The sequence below is a fragment of the Streptomyces sp. NBC_01267 genome (assembly GCF_036241575.1).
In the GTDB taxonomy this organism is placed as follows: domain Bacteria; phylum Actinomycetota; class Actinomycetes; order Streptomycetales; family Streptomycetaceae; genus Streptomyces.
Map to the genome: position 1 here is coordinate 6,556,827 of NZ_CP108455.1, position 20,982 is coordinate 6,577,808.

General features: G+C 69.4%; 15 protein-coding genes. 5 read left to right on the forward strand and 10 right to left on the reverse strand.

The features are described from left to right. Positions 1–179: 179 nt before the first annotated feature. From OG709_RS29345 to OG709_RS29375, 7 genes are all read right to left on the reverse strand, one after another. Positions 180–3,071, reverse strand: a complete 2,892-nt coding sequence (locus tag OG709_RS29345) for an outer membrane protein assembly factor BamB family protein (protein ID WP_250305825.1) — start codon at positions 3,069–3,071, stop codon at positions 180–182. Positions 3,072–3,259: 188 nt separating this feature from the next. Continuing rightward, positions 3,260–3,739 carry a DUF3515 family protein gene (locus OG709_RS29350; RefSeq protein WP_266640110.1) on the reverse strand — a complete coding sequence of 160 codons (480 nt, stop codon included), beginning with the start codon at positions 3,737–3,739 and terminating at the stop codon, positions 3,260–3,262. Positions 3,740–4,360: 621 nt separating this feature from the next. Then, entirely contained in the window at positions 4,361–5,125 is a 765-nt protein-coding gene (locus OG709_RS29355) for an FAD:protein FMN transferase (protein WP_329168204.1), read from the reverse strand. Next, a complete protein-coding gene (locus OG709_RS29360) occupies positions 5,118–5,555 on the reverse strand; it encodes an FMN-binding protein (protein WP_266640106.1) in 438 nt (145 codons plus the stop codon). Before OG709_RS29360 ends, OG709_RS29355 begins: the two co-directional genes overlap by 8 nt. A gap of 10 nt (positions 5,556–5,565) precedes the next feature. Further along, a complete protein-coding gene (locus OG709_RS29365; RefSeq protein ID WP_326693760.1) occupies positions 5,566–6,927 on the reverse strand; it encodes a ferredoxin reductase family protein in 1,362 nt (453 codons plus the stop codon). A 437-nt stretch (positions 6,928–7,364) separates the two neighbouring features. Next, positions 7,365–7,895, reverse strand: a complete 531-nt coding sequence (locus OG709_RS29370; RefSeq protein ID WP_329168206.1) for a DUF2231 domain-containing protein — start codon at positions 7,893–7,895, stop codon at positions 7,365–7,367. A gap of 513 nt (positions 7,896–8,408) precedes the next feature. Next, positions 8,409–8,600 carry a DUF1059 domain-containing protein gene (locus tag OG709_RS29375; RefSeq protein WP_250305830.1) on the reverse strand — a complete coding sequence of 64 codons (192 nt, stop codon included), beginning with the start codon at positions 8,598–8,600 and terminating at the stop codon, positions 8,409–8,411. Between the two features lie 129 nt (positions 8,601–8,729). On the opposite strand from OG709_RS29375, the gene OG709_RS29380 reads away from it, so the two are divergent. Both OG709_RS29380 and OG709_RS29385 read left to right on the forward strand, forming a co-directional pair. After that, the gene (locus OG709_RS29380; RefSeq protein WP_329168207.1) at positions 8,730–9,326 is read left to right on the forward strand and encodes an IS5 family transposase; all 597 of its coding nucleotides are present in this window, start codon (positions 8,730–8,732) and stop codon (positions 9,324–9,326) included. Positions 9,327–9,381: 55 nt separating this feature from the next. Further along, on the forward strand, positions 9,382–12,375 hold the full coding sequence (locus tag OG709_RS29385; RefSeq protein ID WP_329168209.1) for an AfsR/SARP family transcriptional regulator: 2,994 nt from the start codon (positions 9,382–9,384) through the stop codon (positions 12,373–12,375). A gap of 126 nt (positions 12,376–12,501) precedes the next feature. Here OG709_RS29385 and OG709_RS29390 read toward each other — a convergent pair whose 3' ends face one another. Further along, positions 12,502–13,320 (reverse strand): cutinase family protein, encoded by an 819-nt coding sequence (locus OG709_RS29390; RefSeq protein WP_266640098.1) that lies wholly within the window; start codon positions 13,318–13,320, stop codon positions 12,502–12,504. Positions 13,321–13,881: 561 nt separating this feature from the next. Here OG709_RS29390 and rsgA point away from each other — a divergent pair. The 3 genes from rsgA to OG709_RS29405 all read left to right on the forward strand — a co-directional run bounded on the left by rsgA (position 13,882) and on the right by OG709_RS29405 (position 18,103). Beyond that, complete coding sequence (gene rsgA / locus OG709_RS29395; RefSeq protein ID WP_250305842.1) at positions 13,882–15,000, forward strand: ribosome small subunit-dependent GTPase A; 1,119 nt, start codon at positions 13,882–13,884, stop codon at positions 14,998–15,000. A gap of 426 nt (positions 15,001–15,426) precedes the next feature. Then, positions 15,427–16,710, forward strand: a complete 1,284-nt coding sequence (locus OG709_RS29400; RefSeq protein WP_329168214.1) for a mannosyltransferase family protein — start codon at positions 15,427–15,429, stop codon at positions 16,708–16,710. Between the two features lie 79 nt (positions 16,711–16,789). After that, positions 16,790–18,103, forward strand: a complete 1,314-nt coding sequence (locus OG709_RS29405; RefSeq protein ID WP_250306020.1) for a DNA-3-methyladenine glycosylase 2 family protein — start codon at positions 16,790–16,792, stop codon at positions 18,101–18,103. Positions 18,104–18,191: 88 nt separating this feature from the next. On the opposite strand, the gene OG709_RS29410 is transcribed toward OG709_RS29405, so the two are convergent. Together OG709_RS29410 and OG709_RS29415 are read right to left on the reverse strand one after the other, a co-directional pair. Then, complete coding sequence (locus tag OG709_RS29410) at positions 18,192–18,557, reverse strand: PPOX class F420-dependent oxidoreductase (RefSeq protein ID WP_250305846.1); 366 nt, start codon at positions 18,555–18,557, stop codon at positions 18,192–18,194. A 55-nt stretch (positions 18,558–18,612) separates the two neighbouring features. After that, a complete protein-coding gene (locus OG709_RS29415) occupies positions 18,613–20,970 on the reverse strand; it encodes a glycosyl hydrolase family 95 catalytic domain-containing protein (RefSeq protein ID WP_329168216.1) in 2,358 nt (785 codons plus the stop codon). Positions 20,971–20,982: the final 12 nt, after the last annotated feature.

A 20,982-nucleotide genomic window follows, 5' to 3' on the forward strand; every position in this document is an offset into this window, starting at 1 on the left:
TGGCGCGCTCCACCGCCGAAGATAGGTACATGACCTGTGCCAAGTGCGGAGCCCGGATGACGAGGAACCAAGACGGCTGGTACATCTGCTATGCCTGCGGCAACAGTTCGCCGGGGTAGCGGCCCGTCCGACGCGGGCCGCTGCCCCGGTCGGCTCGGGCCGCCACTCCGGCGGGGGTGTCAGCCGCGCGCGGTGAAGGCGTAGAGGTTGCCGTCCCAGGCGCCGGTCAGCAGCGTGTTACCGGTGACGGTCGGGGTCGACAGGATGGGCGCGCCGACGTTCAGGTCCTGGAGCTTGGCGCCGGTGGCCTTGTCCAGCCCGTACAGGTGGCCGTCGGTGCCACCGATCCACAACGTCCCACCGCTGATGGTCGGCGAGCCGACGAAGGCCCTGCCGCTCTGGAACTCCCAGAGCTTGGTGCCGGTGCTGGTGTCGAAGGCGGCCACCCGGCCGTTGGTGAAGCCGGCGTAGACGGTGTGCCCGTCAACGGCCGCCGAGCCACCGGGCTGCGCGGCGTCGTCCTTGGATACCCCGTCGCTCTGGTAGTGCCACAGTTCCTTGCCGGTGGAGGCGTCCCGGGCCAGGAGGGTGTTGCTCATGTCGGTGGTGAACACCTGCCCGTCGGCCACCACGGGAGTGGAGTGGTGGACGCCGCCGACGCCTCCGGCCGAGACGAGCTGCTCACCGGTGGCGGCCTCGTAGATACGCAGGCCACCGCGGCTGTCGTGGACGTAGACCTTGCCGCCGACCACGGTGGGGGTGCTGCTGTTCCACCAGCCGCTGTCCACCGGGGAGTCCCACAGCTGCTTACCGGTCGCGGTGTCCAGGGCGACGAGGTGGCTGCCGGTGGTGGTGTAGCCGAAGTAGTAGACGGTGGAGCCGGAGACGGTCGCGCCGCCGTAGCCGTAACCGTCGTAGGCGCCGGTCGTCGAGGAACCGGGGAGGGCGTGGCGCCACTTCACCGCGCCGGTCGCCGCGTCCACCGCGGTCAGGGTGCCACGCATCTCGGTGAGGTAGACGGTCCCGTCGTGCACCACGGGCGTGGACTGGACGAGGCTGTCCGTGGCGAAGTGCCACTTCGTCCGGCCGGTGGCGAGGTCGACGGCGTCCACGCCGTTGCCCTTGGCCCCGTCGGTGTCCCAGGTGCCGATGTACGCGATTCCGTTCGCGACCACCGGGGAGGACATGCCGATGGTGGCGCCGCTGCGGTGGGTCCAGGCGTTGGTGAGGTTTCCGGAGCCCAGGTTCCCGGGCTGTACTCCGGTGTGCAGGGCGTCCCCGTGGAACTCGGGCACGTCCGCGCCCGCGCGCACCGGTTCGGCCTTCGGCACGACGGTGAAGCGGCTCGTGGTCGACCAGCTCCTGCCCGCGTCGTCGAACGCGGTGACCGCGGCGGTGTGTGCGCCGGGCTTCAGCCGGCGGGTGTCCCACGGCGCCGACCACGAGAACTTGCCGGTCCGGCCCAGCTTCTGGCCCTTCTGGCCGTCGACCCGGACCTCGACCCGCACCACATGGCTGGAAGTGTGGTAGGCGTCCACCTGGAACTCGGTACGGCCCTGGCCGACCTGGGAGCCGGGCGCGGGCGAGGTGGCCGCGATCGTGTGTTCCTGGTTGAACATCCGGAATTCGGCGGTCAGTTCGGCGTGGCGCATCGCGATCTCGCGGAAGCCGATGGGGGAGTGGTCGTCGTTGTAGGTCGCCGAGGCCGTGTTGTACTCCACCGCGCCGTCCAGCAGGTGAGGATCGGTGAAGTTGGTGTGCATGTGGCCGTTGAAGAACGCCTTGACGTCGTACCCCTTGAGGAGTCCGAGCAGGGCGTCGATCTGTCCGGCGGAGCCGCCGGTGTCGGGGGTGTCCAGCGGCTCGTGGGAACTGACCACGATCTGCTTCTTGCTGCCGTTGGCGTTCTTGCCGTTGAGCGCCAGGTCCTGCTTCAACCAGGCCATCTGTACCGGATCGCCGAGGCCGCCGTTGTTCTCCAGCTGGATGAAGTGGGTGTTGCCGTAGTCGAAGGAGTACCAGGAAGGCCCGAGCAGCGAACGGTAGTTGCCGACGCCGTCGGTGTCCCCGCCGCCGTGGTCGTGGTTGCCCGTCACCGGCCAGATCGGCAGCTTGGAGTTCGCGGTGCCCTTGAGCCATGCCTGCCAGTGGGAGGACGCACCGTCGCCGCTGAGGTCCCCGGTGGCCAGGACGAAGGCCGGCCGGGTCGGGAGTGCGGCCATGTCGTCCAGCTGCTTGGCGAGCTTGCCCGGGGTGACCCCGTCGCCCTCCGCGGGTGATTCCGGACCGTCGGGGCTGGTCAGGTGGGTGTCGGTGATCTGGGTGAAGGTGAAGTCGGGCCGCTCGCTGCCCTTGTCGCGCCGCAGATCGAAGTTCTGGGTGACGGTGGCGCCGTCCTCGGGCGAACCGAGGTCGTAGTAGAAGCGCTGGACCCGGTTGCTGCCGAGGGCGGCCGAATAGCCGCGCGGCATGGTGATGTTGACGATCGTGTGGTTCCACTGGTTGAGGTCGGCGGAGAACGTGTAGTGGCCGTTCCGGTCGGTACGGACGATGACCGCGCCGTCCGAGACGGACACCCCGGCCAGCCCGTGCTCGCCCTTGCCCTGGGTGCCGTTGCCGTTCTTGTCGTCGAAGACGGTGCCCTGGACGGTGGCGTGGCGCGCGGGGCGGGGGGCCATGTCGAAGTTCACCGGCGCGGCGAGCGCCTGGTACCCGTCGTTGGCCAGCAGCCACGCGGAGTAGGAGCCGGCGGGCAGGCCGGAGGTGTCCAGGTCCACGGTGCCGGTCGCGTTCGGGACGTAGACCCAGACCAGCGCAGCCCCGTCGCCGGGCTTGCGGTTCGCGGGATAGATGCCGATCCAGTTCGTGGCGCCGGGCGCGTCCGTGGTGTAGCCGAAGCTGAGTTTCTGACCGACCTGGGGCTGCTGGGTGACCAGGGTGAGAGTGGACGCACTCACGGCCGACGGGGCCCCGCCGACCGGCGCGGCGGACGAGACGGGTGCGCCCACCACGGCGAGAACAACGGCGCAGGCCCCAGCCGTCAGTGCAGATCGGAAGCGGGAAGGTGGCATGCTGCACTCCTGGTGAACGGGAAACTTGTCTGGACAACTTTGCTGACCGCAGGACATCCGTGGCAAGTGTCCGGTAGGTGTTGCAGCGGCGTACTGCACACGATGATTGGGTGTCTCCGTACGGCCCTACCCTCGTCAGTGCCAGGACGAGCCGGAGTCCCTGGCGACGGGCGATATGGCCGTACACGTCAGCCCCGCTCCGTGCACGCCTTCTGTTTCGCCAGCCCCGACACTGCTGCGGACAGTTCGCGGACGACGGCGTCCTTGTCCTTCACCCGTTCCGACACCGCGATCTCGGCGGTGGGAGCGCTCCCGTAGGAGAGCACCGTCTTCTTCCCGTCCTGGCTCTTCTTCTCGTTCACGACCCAGTCGACGCCGTCCACCGACGTGCAGGGAGCCGACTCGGGGACGTCCGAGATGTTCCCGCACCGCAGGATCACGTCGCCGTCACCCCACACGGCCGTGCCCTTCGGGCCGGAGTCCTCGCGCCCGTGGCCCCCCACTCTCTGCGGCGCCTTGTCCATCAGACGGGAGCAGGCCGCGCTGTCGCCACCCGGAGCTCCCGAGACGTTGTAGGAGCGCGATGAGGTCCCGCACGCCGCGAGAGCGGCGACGCAGACGGTGATCACGCCGGCCTGCGTCAGACGCCGGACAGGGGTTGTCTTCATGAGTCATCCCTCGTTCGAGTTGTGCAATGGTCGGTTCGCGGAACGCGAGAAGCGTTCTTCGGTCGCAGCGACGGCCCGGGACGCCGTGCATGGGGTGGCGATCAGTCGGTGCGGACGCTGAGCAGGCCGCCGGGCTCGGCCGGGGCCTGACGCCGGACCTGTCCGCGACTCCGGACAGTGCCTTCGCCCCGACGCGATCGGTAACGACTGTACGAGGCACGGCTGTTGCCGTCGATTGTTCCCCTCCCGTATCAGGGAGTCATCGCTCAGTAAAGGGAGAGGGTGGAGTCAACTGTGGTAGTCGCCGGGGGCCGCGCTGGGTTCTTCCCTCCTCGATGTGGACAGCTACCTTCGGCCGATCATCGCCGTGATCATCATTGTCCTGCGGATCCCGCTCGTCGCGTGGGGTAAGCCTCGCCCGCGATGGCCTCGTGGACGATGGGGTCGTTGTCTTCGTTTCCTGCACCGGAGCTGGAGCCGAAGCGGCGGTATGGACCGGTCAGAAGAACGACGCAGTACCTGGCCGATGAAGGCGATCGGAACTTCGGCCCTATAGATTTCCGGCACGGCACGGCACGGCAGGCGTACGGGTTCGTTCCTGCGTCGTGCCGGCGAGACGTTCTACGGCGCCTCGCCGGGGAATCCTCGTGTACGCCAGGTGCGGCCGTCCCGCTCGACCCCGAACCCTTCGTAGCCGTCCAGGGATTCCAGCCAGCTCCGCGCCGTCGGCCCCATGGCGAAGGCTGCGGTCGCATACGCATCGGTCATCGTGAGCCCGGCCCCGATCACCGTGACGGATGCCGACCCGTCCGCTGTTCTGCCTTCGTGCGGGTTGATGATGTGCGAGCCGCGTTCCGCGGTACCGGAAGTCGCGATGGCCAGGTCACCACCGGTGACGATCGTGCAGAGTTCACCGTGACGCAGTGGGTGGGCGATGCCGATGCGCCAGGGAGCCCCCCGAGCCGCTTCGCCTCGCAGTTGCAGATCGCCGCCGCCGTTGACACAGGTGTGGTGCGCGCCCGCCTCGTGGAGGAGCTGTGAGGCGTGCTCGATCGACCATCCCTTGACCAGTCCGGACGGGTCGAGAGAGCCGCCCGCGAAATGGCTGAACCAGCCGGAGCTGTTCCGTGCGGCACTCATGCACAGGTCGAGCACCCCGCGCACCTCTGCGGAGCACTTGGCCGGTGAGAGTTCGCCTCGTGAAATCCGGCTCACGGCGCTGTCCGGCCGGTAGGTGGAGTACACCTCGTCGACATGGTGCAACCACCCCACCGCCTCGCCCAGCGCCGTTTCGATGGCGGGCGTCCGGGTGTCGCGGATGTCGAAGGAGAAGACCGTGCCCATCACGTGCTCGACATGGTGCAGGCCGTGCCCGGACTCAGCCATGGGCCTGGTCCAGTGCGCTCTGCAGGGACTGCATGTAGCCCTGGCTGGTGTAGCTGGCACCGGAAACCGACTGGATGTGGGCGCTGTGGGCGGTGAGCGCCTCCTTCGTCAGTTTCGGCACGGCGCCCGCGGAGATCTCGCGGCTGCGGCTGTCCTCGGACGGCATGTGAAGCACTTTGATGTCGGTCAGCTTTCCGGCCTTCACGGTGGCGGACACCTGCACGGGGCCGTACTTGGTGTCCGCGGGAGTGCCGGTGTAGGTGCGGGCAGCCGACGTCCCGGTCCCCGGAGACACGGTCTGTGTCGGTGCCGGGACGGTCCCGGTCGGTGGTGGCACGGCGATCGGTTCGGCGCTGTGGTGCGGCTTCACAGCAAGCAGCACCACAATTAGCGCACCGGTCGACGCGGCTGCGGCGATTGCTCTGCGCACGATGCCCTCCTCAGAACTCGAACGACTCGTGATGGATGTGGCGGCGCGGTACCCCGGCGCTGCGAAGGGCTTCCTTGGCCGCATCGGTCATACCGGGCGGGCCGCACAGGTACACCTCGTGTGCCGCGAGATCCGGCACCAAGGCGGTCAGCGCATGGGAAGTCAGCGGGTCCGAAGGCTTCCCGGGTTCACTGACGATGTAGTGGACGACGGCATCACGGGCATCGGCTATCGCGTCCAGTTCGGTGCGCAGCGCGAGGTCTTCGGGCCTGCGGGCACGGTAGATCAAGGTCACTTCGCCGGGGAGCGTCTCGAACAGGGCGCGCAGCGGAGTGATCCCGACGCCGCCCGCCAGCAACAGCACCTGGCCGGCTCTGCGCCGGCCCGCGGTGAACGCGCCGTAGGGACCTTCGGCCCATACCCGGGTCCCGGGCCGCAGGCTGGCAAGAGCCGCGCTGTGCCCTCCCGCGGTCTTCACCGTGATCCGCAGTTCGTGGCTGAGGGCCGGCGCGGACAGAGAGTACGGATTGGCCGTCCACCAGAGCCCGGGGGCCAGAAATCGCCAGCGGAAGAACTGTCCGGGCAGGGCGCCCAACTCATCCAGGTGGTCGCCGGTCAGAAGCACGGAGACGACACCCGGCGCCTCATGACGGACGGCGGTCACGCGCATCCGGTGCCGCAGGGCCCGCCGCACCGGTACCAGGAAGCGATACCAGATGATCAGGACGGCGACTCCGATGTACAACGTGTACCAGGCCACTTGAGCGGGCCGGTTGCCGACGAAGTCGGCTCCGTTGCTGAGCTGATGGAAGAAGGCAAGGAAGACAGCCACATAGGTGGCGAAATGCAGGTAGTGCCACGTCTCGTAGCCCATCCTGCGGCGCACGGCCCGCGCCGAGACGAAAGCGGTGCCCACCAACAGGAAGAAGGCGACCGTGGCCTTGAGCATGTCCGGATAGTGCAGGACGAGATTAGTCGTCTGACTGACGACACCGATGTGCGAGGTGAGGGAATACCCCCAGATGATCAGCAGGACATGGGCCACGACCAGCGAGATCGTGTAACGACCACCCATCGCATGCCATTGCGCCAGCCGGTCGGTGCCGATGCTGTGGTCCAGGACCGGTGCACGGGCCATCAGCGCCACCAGGACCGCGCATCCGTACCCGGCGAGCAACCCGGTGATCCGGCCCGCGCCGGTCAGCCAGCCCGCTGCTCCCACCACCGACGAGTTGTCGCTCCACCAGAGGCCGAGGACACCGGCGGCGCCTGCCCAGATGACGCACTGGGCGACTAGCGGGACTACCGTACGCGGACGGTGCGGGCGCGGAATTCTGTGGGTGCGGTGACGCGAATACGCTGCCGTACTCATAGGGAGAGCCCTCCCTTCGACGTCGGAACCAGTATCGCAGGGCAGCCTCTGCGCGCTATCTGAAGCCGGTCTCACCTGCCCCCGCTCAATTGGCGACGACAACAGGCCGAGCAAAGCGTGCGAGGTTCTGATGTCCTATGGGTACGGCCGACCTGGTGGCGCGGATTGGTGCGGTCGCTGTACCGGCGGCAGGGGCGTGTACTGCTCACCCGGTATTGGCAGGCTTCCACTCGTGGGGCAGGGTGAGAGAGCCGCGTTCGAGCCGTGGCGACGGCCCACTGCCTGCGGGTTTACCGTGGAGAGGCAGGCGAGTCCACCTTCTGGACGCAGGCTGAGGACAACGTCGTGTTCACGGCCATCTCCCGGCATCACCTGGCCGACGATCCGGTCTCTGCGGCGCATCCGAGCCGTGAGGCCATCGCCGTCGCCCCCGCCTGTCAGTGGTCCTGGCCGCTGACAGGCTTGGCCGAGTACCCGTCGTGCCAGGCCGCCTTGGCCCCCGAGTCGCCGATCCGGTAGACCTGTACGACCGAGCCTGCGGCGATGAGGACGGACAGCGCAATGGCGGCCACGCGCACCGGGACGCTCAGTGCGACAGCTACGCTGCGGCCGGAGTCCTCCGCATCGGAGGACCGGGTCGTGGCGCGGCGGCCGAGCCACCACAAGGCGACGGCGACGGCGAACAGTCCGATGGCCCAGGGCAGCAGGCCGTCACCGAGTTCGGTGTGCTTGCGGACCAGAGCGTCGCTGTCGGTGTGCTTCTCCAGCCACTCCCCGGCATGGGTGGCCAGCGGCACGCTGATCAGCGTGACCAGGGCAAGTATGGGCAGAGCCGGGCCCAGCCTGCGTATCCACGCGGGCCATACCGAGGTCACCACCAGCGCGAGAGCGGTGAGCGGTACCAGTACGACCACGAAGTGCACCAGCAGTACGTGAGCGGGAAGGCCGTTGATCACAGTAGGTCCCACGGAAAGGCTCCTTCGGCAGGGGAAGTTACAGGAGCGGTAACCTACTACGCGCTTGTAGACGGAAGGTGTCGCGCATACGCTCAGCGGCCATGCGAGCCCTTGCGCCCGCCTCGAACTGCGGGCTTTCCCTCGCCGGCCTAGCTGGAAATGGTCCATGTCGCGTCGACGGCCGGGCGGGGCCGACTGCTGGCGGAGTGCGAGTCATCTGTTGGGTTTCGTTGTCGCGCGCCGACCAACGATGAGGGACGGTGGACATCCGGCTTCGAGTGGCGGCCGTAGTGCTGTCCGTGGTCGCGGCGGTCGGCGCGGTGGTGCAGGTGTACCGCATCGGGGATTCCGGTGCGAAAGCCGCTCGGTACGGCCGGCTCTCCTCCACGTCGGGACGCCCGGAGGGAAGGTTCCGGCCCGCCACGCCCCGGCTGCCTGGTGGGACACACCGGACTGCCGGGGCCTGCTCCGGATAGCTCCACGGGTCACGGGCCGAGGGCCGAGGGCCCGGTCGTCCGGCGCCGGTCAGACGTGCTGCGGAGCCTCGTCCTTGAGCGCGGCCTTGATCTGGTCCCGCAGCTCAGGGCTGTCCTCGTGCCCGTGTACGGACACAGCGTGTTCACTCGCGGCGCGGACAACCTCGTCCTCCTCGCCGGTGATGGCGAGGGTGCACTTCGTCTCGCTGGGAAAATCTCGGCAGTCGGCTATTTTGCGCATGTCACACACCTCCTTCTCCCAGTATCCACCCGCCGCGTCCGCTGGCGAGCGTCGCACCGGAGACCCCCTCCCGAGACAGAACAGCTAGGGTCTGTCGTCAAATGATCTTGTGTGGTGGATCATGGTCGGGTGGTACGCCGCCATCAACTGTCCGATGCCGAGCGGGAGTTCGTCTGTCCTCTGCTGCCCCGGTCGGGGCGGGGGCGGAAGCGGCTGGATGACCGGGCGGTCCTCAACGGGATCGTTTGGAAGTTCTGGACGGGCACGGCCTGGCGGGACGTGCCGGAGTGGTACGGATGCCGGGCCACGCTGCACACCCGCTTCCGCCGGTGGGTCAGGGACGGCACCTTCGAGCGGATGCTCCGGGAAGCCCAGGCGCGGGCTGATGCGGCGGGTGAGGTCGACTGGCCGGTGTCGGTCGACTCCACCGTCTCCGGGCCCACCAGCACGCTGCCGGGCCCGAAAACGGGGCTCCGAAATCCGGCGCTCGGCCGCTCCAGAGGTGGGCTGACCAGCAAGATTCATCTGGTCTGCGATGCCCTTGGCGAAATCTACAAGCAGTGCAACGTTGTGGAACGGTACGTATCGGCGACCTCCCGCAGCGCGTTCGGTGCGGGCGCCTGGTGGTGCTCGCAACTCCTCGTGCAGGGGGTTGTCGGGGATGGGCGCCACCCCCGACAAGGCGGCCCGGTAAGCCTTCCTGTGTCGTGCCACTGTTCGCGATAGGGGCGGGTCTTGTGATGGTCGCCGAAGGTAACCGGAATCTCTATAAACTCCCCGCGTGCCGATCACGCGCGAGTTGTCCACGAATGCAAACCAGCAACTGCGGTTCGCTCTGCTCGGTCCGCCCCAGGCCTGGAGCGGCGAAGCGTGTCTGGAGCTCGGACCGGTTCGTGAACAGGCTCTACTGGCCGCTTTGCTGCTTCGACCAGGCAGGACGGTCAGTCGGCAGCAGTTGCTCGACGGGGTTTGGGGTACGCAACCCCCGGGCACGGGCGCCAGGGTGATTCCGGTCTATGTGCACCGGCTACGCAGACGCCTGGATGCTCCCGGAAAGGGCCTGGAGGACTCAGTGATCACCACCGTCCGCGGTGGCTATCGCTTCGTCCCACGAAGCGCGTGTGTGGACGTGGCACGGTGGGAGGAGATCACCGCCGAAGGGCGTTCGGCGAGGAATTCCGGAGACCTGGACGCCGCGGTGGGCGCGTGGTCCAAGGCGCTGGGGCTGTTTCGCGGAGAGCCCTTGGCCGGAGTCCCCGGGCCCTTCGCGGAGAGCGAACGGTTACGGCTGGCGGAGCACCGGCTCGTGCTGGTGCAGGACAAGGTGGACTGCCAACTCCGTTTGGGACGGCACCATGAGGCCGTGGGCGAACTGTTCTCCCTGACGGCGACCCACCCCTACAACGAGGCGCTGGCCGCCTTGCTCATGCGTGCCCTCTGCGCCGGCAACCGGCAAGCCGACGCGCTGGACGTCTATGCCACGGTGCGCCGCCGTCTGGTGGGCGAGCAAGGAGTGGAACCCGGCGCTGAACTGCGACGAGTACACGAGGCGGTCCTCCGTGGCGACGACGCGTTCTTCCTCGGCACCACCGCACGGCAGGGCCGGACGATGGCACAACCGGCGAAACAGCCAACCGAACCGCGACATCTGGGTCCTGCTCGCCACAGGCGCCGAGTACGCCATGAACTCCCCGTCGAAATCGGCAACTTCACGGGCCGGGACCGAGAGCTCGAACTTCTCGTCGCGCCCGCCGAGGCGCGGGTGGTCACCGTCCGGGCGGTGGACGGCATGGCCGGGGTCGGGAAGACCGCGCTTGTGGTGCGCGCGGCGCGAAAGCTGTCGGACCAGTACCCCGACGGCTGCCTGTTCGTGGAACTGCATGGGCACCGCGAAGACCGTGAGACGGTGGGGCAGCAACGAGTACTGCGCCGGTTGCTGCGGGCGGTGGACGCCGGTGAGGGGGAAGACTTCGAGGATCGGGACGAGTTGGCCGCATCCTGGCGGGCGGCGACCGCTCCCCTCCGACTGCTCCTCGTACTCGACGACGCCTCCTGCGCCGAGCAGGTGCGACCGTTGCTACCCGCCGGTTCCGGCAGCATGGTACTGATGACGAGCCGTCAGCGTCTGACGGGGGTGGACGCGGACCGCAGGATCTCGCTGTCCCCTCTCGACATCGACGAGGCGACGGGACTGCTGACCCGTATCGTCGGCGGACAGGGATCCGCCCGCGAGCATGTGGCCATACGTGAACTGGCCACGTTGTGCGATCGGCTTCCGCTGGCGTTGCGCATCGTCGGGGCACGGATACAGGACCGCCCGTTGTGGGCGGTGGAAGCCCTGGCAGCGCGGCTGACCGACGACGAGCGTCGACTCGACGAGCTCACTGTGGAGGACCGCAGCGTCGAAGTTGCGTTCCAGATCTCCTACAGTCAGCTTCCGGTCGCCGAGCAGCGTGCCTTCCGCGCCTTGGGCCTGTTGCCCACGGTGCAGCTCGACCGCCTGGCGCTGGCCGCCATGCTCGGCTGGACGCCCTCCGACGCCGAGCAGACCCTTCAAAGCCTGGCCGACGCGAATCTGGTGCAGCAAGTGACCGCCCACCGCTACCGGTTGCACGACCTGATGGCGGTCTACGCCCGCCGTGTCGCCGCCGCGTTCCCCGACGAGGTCGCGGCAGCCCGGAGCGGTGTGTTCCGGCTGTACGTGGCCGCTGCCCGCTGCTCCAGCGACTGGGGCACGTCGTCCTCCCTGACCGGCCCGCAGGACACCGGACCATTCGCGGACTGGGAGGAGGCCGTGACCTGGCTGGACGCGACGGGCGGTGAACTGGTCGACGTGATCGGTCAGGCGGCGGCCGTGGGCCATCTGGATGAGGCCTGTTGGATCGCCGAGGGCCTGGTCGACTACCTCACCCGACAGGGCCGGTTTCACGAGTGCCGCACCGCCCTGGAGATCGTGCTGCCCATGGCCGGTCAGGCCACCGACCGGCAGATGGACTCCGCACTGCGCACGGGTCTGGGCATCATGTACGGCCTGCAGGGCCGTTACCAGCAGGCCCGCTTCTGGTTCGCAGAAGCGCAGGACATCAGTCGCCGGGCGGGCGACCCGCATGAGCAGGCCAGAGCCGCGGCCGGTCTCGGGACATTCGCCAATCTGGAGGGTCGGATAGCCGAGTCCATGACCCATTTCGCCGAAGTCATCCGCCTGGCAGGGAAGTTGGAACGAGACGACTGGCTCACGGGTTCGATCATGAGCCGTGCCGGTGACATGCACCACCAGCTCGGCGAGTACGACAAGGCATACGACCGGTACACGGAGGCGATCGACCTCGCCGACAGGACCGGTAGTCCCAGGCTCCTCGGAAAGACTCTGCTCCGCCTCGGGAGTCTCCAACTCGGCCTCGGCCGACCCACCGAGGCCGTCCGCACACTGGGGAGAGCCGAGGACCTGGCCAGGCGTCTCGGGGATGTCCCCCTGTACTCCGCCGTCCTCGGCCGACTGTCCACGGCCGAAGCGAACCTGGGCAACCCGGAGGCGGCTGCCGAACTCCGCCGCCGGTCACGCGCGGTCCTGGACGAGCAGACCGGCACCGAGTCGGAGATCGCCATACGCCATCGGCTGATCTGGCACGGCGCCGCGGTGGAGGACCTGGCCGGGGCACGCGACTTCTTCGAACGGGCCACCGCCCTCCCCGATACCGGCGCCAATCACGCGAGAATCTCCCGCGCTTTGGACGACCTCGGCCGCAGGCGCCGGCCGAGTGCCGACGGCACGTAGAGACCGTCTTGGACGAACAGGGGATTTCCGGTCGCGAGTCGGCCCGGCTGAAGCGTGGTCGGCCGGGCCCTGTCTCGCTCCTGCCAGGGGTCCTACGCGGAACTCCCGTCAGGACTTCCTCATTTCCTACCCGGCGTTCCCGTCAGGATTCCTCCACTGGATCCCGTCGGCGTGGCCGACGTCGGCGAGGGTCTGGGCTATGACGTTCCCGGGCGCCGGGTATTTCGGGTGCAGATCGAAATAGTGGGGCGCGTTCACGAGGGACACGTCGCACACCGGGTCGCCGTGGATGCAGTACCGCGTGACCGGAATGCCGTTGAACTCCGCCGGGCCGGCGCCGGGGGAGGTGAACCCGGGTACGCCCAATCCTTTCGGGAACTGGGCTGTGAAGCCGGTGCCGGGCGTCATGGGATCGGCGTAGAGCATGCCGTCGACCTGCGAGAGCGGAATGCCGGTGGTGTCACCCGCGATCGTCTGGAGCACCTGGTCGGCGGCCTGCGCGCCCTGGGAGTAGCCGGTGATCGTGATGCGCGCGTCGGGGTGGGCGCGGTGGGTGTCCTCCGCCGCCTGCAACCCCTTCTGGTAGCCCTGCTGGACGCTGGAGTCGTAGTTCGGTGCGGTGAGGGCGTCGGGGTGCACCTGCAGGCCCGGCAACTCGATGAGCGAGCCGCTGTAGCCGATGAACGGGCCGGCGGTGTGCGGATAGCACACATCGACCGCGGTGGAGCCGGGCGGGAGAGCCTTGTTCCCCTCGTCGTAGGAAGTGTCGCAGTGCCCCTGCCCCGCGTCGGCCGGCGTCGGGCCGGTGCCGCCGATCTCGATGTAGTAGTGCTCCGCGTCGGCCGCGTGCGCGGCGGCGGGGAACGCGACAGCGGTGCCGGCGGCCAGCGCCGCCGTTATGACCGCGCTGCGAACAGCCCGTGCCATCCTGCTCGATTTCGACATTGCCTGATCTCCCCCTGGAGTGTGGACGTGTCCGGCAACGAACGCATCAGACGCTAGGAGCGGCTGTTGACATTGCGATGACATACCGATGACTGCCCTGGTGCCCTGACTGTTGCGCCACGTGGTCAGAGCCTGGCCGAGGGGAAGCGCGATCGGCGGGCACGCGCTGCGTGCTCTCCCTGACCGCATGCGGGTCCGAGCAGAGGCCGCGCCGGTTTGCGCGACAGCGTGACGGTCGTCCTGAGGCCGTGCGGGCTCGGAGGGTGACGCCGGGCGCCGGAGCAGGCTCGTTTACGCCTGGCGGCATGACCGGGTTCGGCGGGAGAAAAGAGCTGGTGCGCTACCGGAGCCTGTGGTTATGGTTTGCAGCGTTCCTCCGGCGGCCGACCGCTGCCGGGATCAGCTGAAGCAAGGCAGGAGGGGTGACCGATGACTGTCGCCATGGTGGGTGCCGCGCGCACCCGGAAGCTCATCCACTCCACCTCCGTGGCCTCCGGCTGATCTCTCTTCCTCCACGCCAGTGAGCGTGGTGCCGGGGCCGCCCTTGTGAAGGGTCACCCCTTGTCTTTCTCTTCTTTCCCGCAGGCTTCCTCCGCGTCCTCGCACCCGCTCGCGCCGTACGGGTGGGACGCGGCCTGGGAAGCCGAGTTCACCCCGTACGCCGAACGCGGTCTTGTTCCCGGCCGGGTCGTGCGGGTCGACCGTGGGCAGTGCGACGTGATCACCCCGGACGGCATCGTGCGGGCCGACACCGAGTACGTCGTGCCGCGCGACCCGATGAAGGTCGTCTGCACCGGCGACTGGGCGGCGGTCGACGCCGTGGGTGATCCGCTGTTCGTGCGGACGCTGCTGCCCCGGCGGACCGCCTTCGTACGGTCGACCTCCTCGCAGCGGTCCGAGGGGCAGATCCTCGCGGCCAATGTCGATCACGCGATCATCGCGGTGCCGCTCTCCGTCGAGCTGGATCTCGGCCGGATCGAACGGTTCCTCGCCCTGGCGTGGGAGTCCGGCGCCACACCGCTGGTCGTGCTGACCAAGGCCGACCTGGTGCCGGACGCCACCGGGCTCTCGTATCTCGTCGAGGACGTCGAGACGACCGCACCGGGTGTGCAGGTGCTGGCCGTCAGCTCGGCCACCGGCGCCGGGGTCGACATCCTCGCCGCGGTGGTCGCCGGCGGCACGAGCGTGCTGCTCGGGGTCTCCGGTGCGGGCAAGTCCACGCTGGCCAACGCCCTGATCGGCGAGGACGTCATGGAGGTGCAGGCCATCCGGGACGTGGACGGAAAGGGCCGGCACACCACCACCACCCGTAACCTGCTCGCCCTGCCCGGCGGGGGAGTCCTCATCGACACCCCGGGGCTCCGCGGGGTCGGCCTCTGGGACGCTTCGAGCGGGGTCACCCAGGTCTTCTCCGAGATCGACGCGCTCGCGCGGGAGTGCAGGTTCCACGACTGTGCCCATGAGGCGGAGCCGGGGTGTGCGGTGCTCGCGGCGATCGACGACGGCTCGTTGCCGGTCCGCCGGCTGGAGAGCTACCGCAAGCTGCTGCGGGAGAACCAGCGCATCGTCGCCAAGACCGATGCCCGGATGCGCGCCCAGATCCGGCGGGACTGGAAGATGAAGGGTGCGGAGGGGCGGGCGAACATGGAGGCCAAGCGGGGTAAGGTCCGCAAGCCGTAGGGCCTGCCCCGCGGGGCGGGTCCGCGGAGCGTTCGGTGTGTGTGCGCGTGTACGTGCGTGTACGTGTGTGTACGTGTGTGTACGTGTGTGTGGCGGGCCCGGTCGACGCGTGTCGGCCGGGCCCGGTTCCGTGACGATCCTCACGTCGGTTTCTCGCTGCCGGTGTCGGCCGGATGCCCCGCGCCGTGCGTATGCCTGGTGAAGCGAGAGATCCGGCAGTGCGGACGTCAGGGAGTGGCGAGTGGTGCGTGACCGTCCGGGGGTGCGGAGGCAGCAGGCCGACGCAACCCCCGCCGCGCGGGATCCGTCCCTCACAAGGCCGTTCCTTTCCGTACCGCGGCCGGGCGGGCGCCGTCGGCCCGCGCGTCCGGATGCCACCGCACACCTCGACGTTCGCGCATACCCGCACACCCAGGAGAGTTCTCTATGCCCGCTGTGTCGCCCGAGCTGCGTGCGAGCGGCGTTCCCGTACCCACGCAACCCCCGGGGACGCGGGAACAGCCGTCACCGTCCGGCCACGGGGGAGACGGGTCCGGGCCCCGCAAGCGAGCGGTCCTCCCCGGCCCCCTGCGCCTGCCCCTCCGGCTGTGCCCGGCCGACCGCGAGGTGCTGTGGCTGTACCTGTGGACCCGCATAGGCATATGGACCACGGCCTACTGCGTCCGATGGGTGTTTCCCCCCACCGGTGACTCCCGGGACGTCAAGCCCGTCCTCGCGCCCTTCCAACAGTGGGACTGGTACCACTACCTGCACATAGCGCAGCAGGGTTACTTCCCCGGGCAGGCCGGTCCCTGGCAGAGCGGCTGGGACAACCGGGAGGCCTTCTTCCCCGGATTCCCGCTCGTGCTCCGGGCCGTACACGTCGTGGTCCCGAGCTGGGCCGCGGCGGGCCTGCTGGTCTCCTTCGTCGCCGGAGCCTTTGCCGTCCTGGCGCTGGCCCGCATCGCCCGGCTGTATCTGCCCGACCCGGACGCGGGCACGCGCACCGTGCTGTTCCTGCTGCTCTCACCGTGCGCGATCTTCCTCGCAGTCGGTTACACCGAAGCCCTCTTCCTCGCCTTCGCGCTGCCCGCCTGGCTCGCCGCCCAGCGGCGCAACTGGCCCCTCGCGGCCGTCCTGACCGCACTGGCCACGTCGGTCCGCATCAGCGGCCTCTTCGTCGCCGCCGCCATCGCCCTGCACTTCCTCCTCACCACCCGCACCCGCAAGGAGTGGCGCTCGCTGCCCTGGCTGGCCCTGCCCGCCCTGTCCGCCGGCATCTACAGCTGGTACCTGCACGCGCACACCGGCGACTGGATGGCCTGGAAGCACGCCGAGGAACGCGGCTGGTACCGCGATTTCCACGCCCCCTGGGACGCCTGGACGACCACCTGGCACTCCGCCTTCGGCCACACCCAGGCCAGCGGGTACGCCTTCATGTTCCAGGCCGAACTCGCCGCCATGGTCGTCGGGCTGCTCCTGGTGGGACTGCTGGCATGGCGCCGCCGCTGGGCCGAGGCCCTCTACATCGGCCTCAGCCTGTGGGCGCTGGGCACCTCCTACTGGTACACCTCCATCCCGCGCGCCACGCTCCTGTGGTGGCCCCTGTGGATCGGCCTGGCCGGATGGTCCCTGCGGAACCCGCGGGTCAAGACCGTCTACCTGAGCCTCGCCGTTCCCCTGATGGGCGCCTACTCCCTGGCCTTCCTGTCCGGGCGCTGGGCGGGCTGACGGCACCCGGACTGTGAAGGCAGTGCCGTCCGAATCCCGCCAGCCGGGTGCCCGGACCAGGGGCACACTGGTACCCGTGATGGATGAAGAGACCAGGTACGAAGCGGTGAGCAGCCGCGACGCGCGCTTCGACGGCGAGTTCTTCTTCGCCGTCCGCACCACGGGCATCTACTGCCGGCCGAGCTGTCCCGCGGTGACCCCCAAGCGTAAGAACGTCCGCTTCTATCCGACCGCTGCCGCGGCCCAGGGGCAGGGGTTCCGGGCCTGCCGCCGCTGTCGGCCGGACGCCGTGCCCGGATCGGCCGCCTGGAACGTACGCGCCGATGTCGTCGGCCGCGCCATGCGGATGATCGGCGACGGCGTGGTGGACCGCGAAGGCGTGCCCGGTCTCGCGGAACGGCTCGGCTACAGCACCCGGCAGGTCCAGCGGCAGCTCACCGCCGAGGTGGGCGCGGGCCCGGTGGCGCTGGCCCGCGCGCAGCGCTCGCAGGCCGCGCGTGTGCTGCTCCAGACCACCCGGCTGCCCGTCACGGAGATCGCGTTCGCGTCCGGGTTCGCGAGTGTGCGGCAGTTCAACGACACGATCCGGCAGATCTACGCCCGCACGCCGAGCGACCTGCGCGCGGAGGCCGCCGCCCCGGCAGCGGCGACGGCCGCGGGCATCCCGCTGCGGCTCGCGTACCGCGGTGCCTACGCGGCGAAGGACGTCTTCGATCTCCTCGGCCGGGAGGCCCTGCCCCGGATCGAGGAGATGACCGGCACGCCGGGATCCCGTACCTACCGGCGTACCCTGCGGCTGCCGCACGGCTCCGGCGTCGTCGCCGTCGGTGAACGGTCCGCGGGGCGCTGGCTGGACGCGCGGATCCACCTCACCGATCTGCGCGACCTGACCACCACCGTCCAGCGCCTGCGCCGCCTCTTCGACCTGGACGCGGATCCCTACGCCATCGACGAGCGGCTGGCCGCCGACCCCCGGCTGGCGCCACTGGTCGCGCGGCGGCCGGGGCTGCGCTCGCCGGGCGCGGCCGAACCCGAGGAGTTCGCGGTACGGGCACTGGCCGGGCGGGAGAAGTCCGCATGGCTGGTGGAGCGGTACGGGACCGTGCTCGACCGGCCCAGCGGCGGGCTCACCCACGTCTTCCCCGCGCCCGCGGAGCTGATGGCGGACGAGCCGTCGCTGGGCGCCGTGGCCGGTGTACGGCTGGACGTCGGCGCCGACCGCGACGGGACCGAGCAGGCACTGCTGGCGCTGCCCGGCATGACACCGAGGGCCGCGGCCCTGGTCCGGATGCGCGCGTTGGGTGATCCCGATGTGGCGCTGCCCGGCGAACCGGACGCGGAACTCTGGCGGCCCTGGCGCTCGTACGCACTGCGGCATCTGTGGCTGGAGTGAGCCGTTCCTCGAAGCGCCATGGACGGCGAATTGCCCTGTGCAGCAAGAGAGCTGATGGTACGTCAGGTGACGACGGTGCCCCGCCGGGTCACTCCAGGCCCCAGCTGTGGATCTTCTTCGGGTGGATCCGGATGAGTTCCTCGCTGAACTGCGGGCCCAACTCGTGCGGACCCGTCAACAGCTCGGCCTCGCCCCTGATGTCCACCCCGCGCACCTCCCACGGCTGCACGCTCACCACGTCGTCGACCACCAGCGCGACCTTCGGATTCGCCTGCAGATTGCGCCACTTCTTGGTGGTGCCCAGCGCGTACCCGCCGATCAGGATCGTCCCGTCCTTCTGCGGGAAGAAGCCGACCGGATTGGCCTGCGGCTGGCCCCGGCGGTCCACGGTGGCCAGCCGCCCCAGGCGCTGGGTGGAGAGATACGCGCGCTCGGCCTCGGTGAATTCACTCATGCCTCCAGCATCGCGCGCCCAGCTCCCCACCGCATCGTCACCCGGTGTCAGGCCCTCATGCCGGCAGACCCCAGTGAGCGGCCGGTTCGTTGGGTGTGACGGGCCTGATGGTCAGATCCGGGCGGTCGCCCGCCGCGGTGATCAGCGCCGACTCGCCCTTGCGCAGCGGGATCCGGACCGTGCCGTCGCCCAGGTCCTCGTACCGCAGGGGGCGCCCGTGAGAGTCGTGCACGTCGATCCGGCCCGCGATCCCATGGCGTACCGCACACGGCGCGCCCGCCTCACTGGTGACCCTGACCCACCGGGTCGCACCCTTCTCCCGTACCGCGCTGAGCAGGAACGCGCCCTGCGTACGGAAGTCGTGCAGGGCGAGGTCCTGCCAGGCCGCCGGTATCGCGGGGAAGACACGGACCACGCCGCCCCAGGACTGGCAGAGCATGTCGTGCAGTGACTGGGCCGCGGACAGCGGCGTCTCGATGACCGGCCCCGACTCCTTGTACATGGTGTTGGGCTGGATGAAGCGGGCCATCAGTTCGCCGAGGTACTTGAGCGCGTCATCACCCTTGCCGAGCAGCGCCGACATGGAGGCGGCACCCGTGAACGTGTAGCCCTGGAGGGCGCCCTCGAAGCCGACCCAGTGGGCCAGCGACTTCTCGATGAGGGCGAGTTCGTCGGGTGTGCGGCCGGTGAGCTCGTACAGCGGGTAGACCGCCAGGAGGTGCGAGTAGTGGCGGTGGGACATCGCGAAGGGGACCCCCGCGCCGATCATGAAGCCGTTCTCGTCGACCGGGTACGGCGTGAGCTTCGTCAGCACTTCCTGCCAGCGGGCCGTCAGCGGGTCCTTGATCTTGAGGATGCCCGCCGATTCGACGAGGGTGCGGCAGCCCCAGCGCAGCAGCATCAGGTCGTAGTTGGTGTCCGGCGCGTTGACCCCGTACTCCGGCGAGAAGGTGGCCGGGAGGTGCAGTTTGCCGTCCGGGCCCGGTGTCAGGAAGTGCAGGTAGTAGTTGACCGCCTTGCGCAGCAACGGGAAGAGGGTGTCGCGCAGGATGCGCTCGTCCATGGTGTGGCGGTAGCTCAGCCAGACGTTGTGCAGGGCCCAGGTGAGGTTGCCGACCTCGGGGGTCGGCGGGTCCTGGCCCGGGATGCCCACGCCGAAACCGCCGTTGGGGACATCCGCGCCGTTCATCAGCTGGGGGTCGGTGGTGCGGGGGATACCCGCGGAGTCCTTCTGGTACGGGCCGGCCAGCTGGTTGGAGAGGTTGTCCCGGAATTCGCTCAACGCCCGTGTCACGGCGTCGAGTTCGAGGTGGTTGGAGCCGTGGATCAGCCAGTACTCCAGCTGGACGTTCAGATTCCACCAGGTGTTGGGCCACGGCGTGGGCTCCAGCCAGGGGCCGGACGTCGCCATCACCGGGGCGTCCGCGCGGGCGGCGGAGGCCACCTTGTAGAGCTGGATCCAGTAGAAGCGCTGGATCCGCGCGTCGGGCACGGAGAGGAAGCTCTTGCGGTAGTAGCGGTGCCACCAGGCGCGGTGGGTCAGGGCGTGCACGTCGTACGAGGCCGTGGCCGCGCCGCGCACCACCCGGACCGCGCGGTCGCGAGCCGTGGTCTTCGGGTGGGAGTGCGCCACGGTGGCATACAGCGTGCGCCGCGCGCCCCGGGTGCGCTCCTGCCAGGCGGTGACGTGCTGGCCGCCTGCGAGCAGCGGCTGTACGGCGGCCGTCACCCCGCTGTGCTGCTCCGTCACGGCCGGCGGGTTGGCCGCGTACCCGTCGGGAAGGGGCTTCGAAGCGGCGCGCGGGCTGATGGACTCGGCGGGGTGGAAGACCCAGCGGAAGTCCTTCTCGCCCACGCTCGGGGTGATCTCGACGGCGAGCACCGAGAGGGAGTTGTGGACCAGGGCGCGCACCGTCAGCGTGCCGCGGTCGGTCGTCAGCGTGCCGGTGAGTTCGGCGTCGCGCAGGCCGAGGCGCCAGTCGACGGCCGTGATGGTGCCGACCGGCTCCAGCGTGAAGTAGCCGATCGGCAGCCGCGCGAGGCCGAAGAGCGAGCCGAACTCCGGGCGGTGGTCGGTGACCTCGGAGTGCTGGACGTTGAACCGCACCGCGTTCTTGCCGGGTTCGGCGTAGATGCCGGAGCCGAGATAGCCGTTGCCGAGGTACGGGCCCTCGTACCAGGTCTGCGGCATCTTCTGCCAGACGAGATCGGCGTCGGAGAGAACCGTGGTCCAGCTGTCATCCGATGACTTCACCGACGTCGCCGGGCGAGGTGTGGCCGGGTGCGCGTTCCCCGGCGCCGGGGCCGCCTGCGCGGGCACGGCGGCCAGGCCGCCGGTCAGCAGCGCTCCGCCGAGGGCGGTGCCCGTGGCGAGAACGGTTCGTCGTTTCGGTGGTTCAGGTACAGCGACCATGACGCCTCCCGG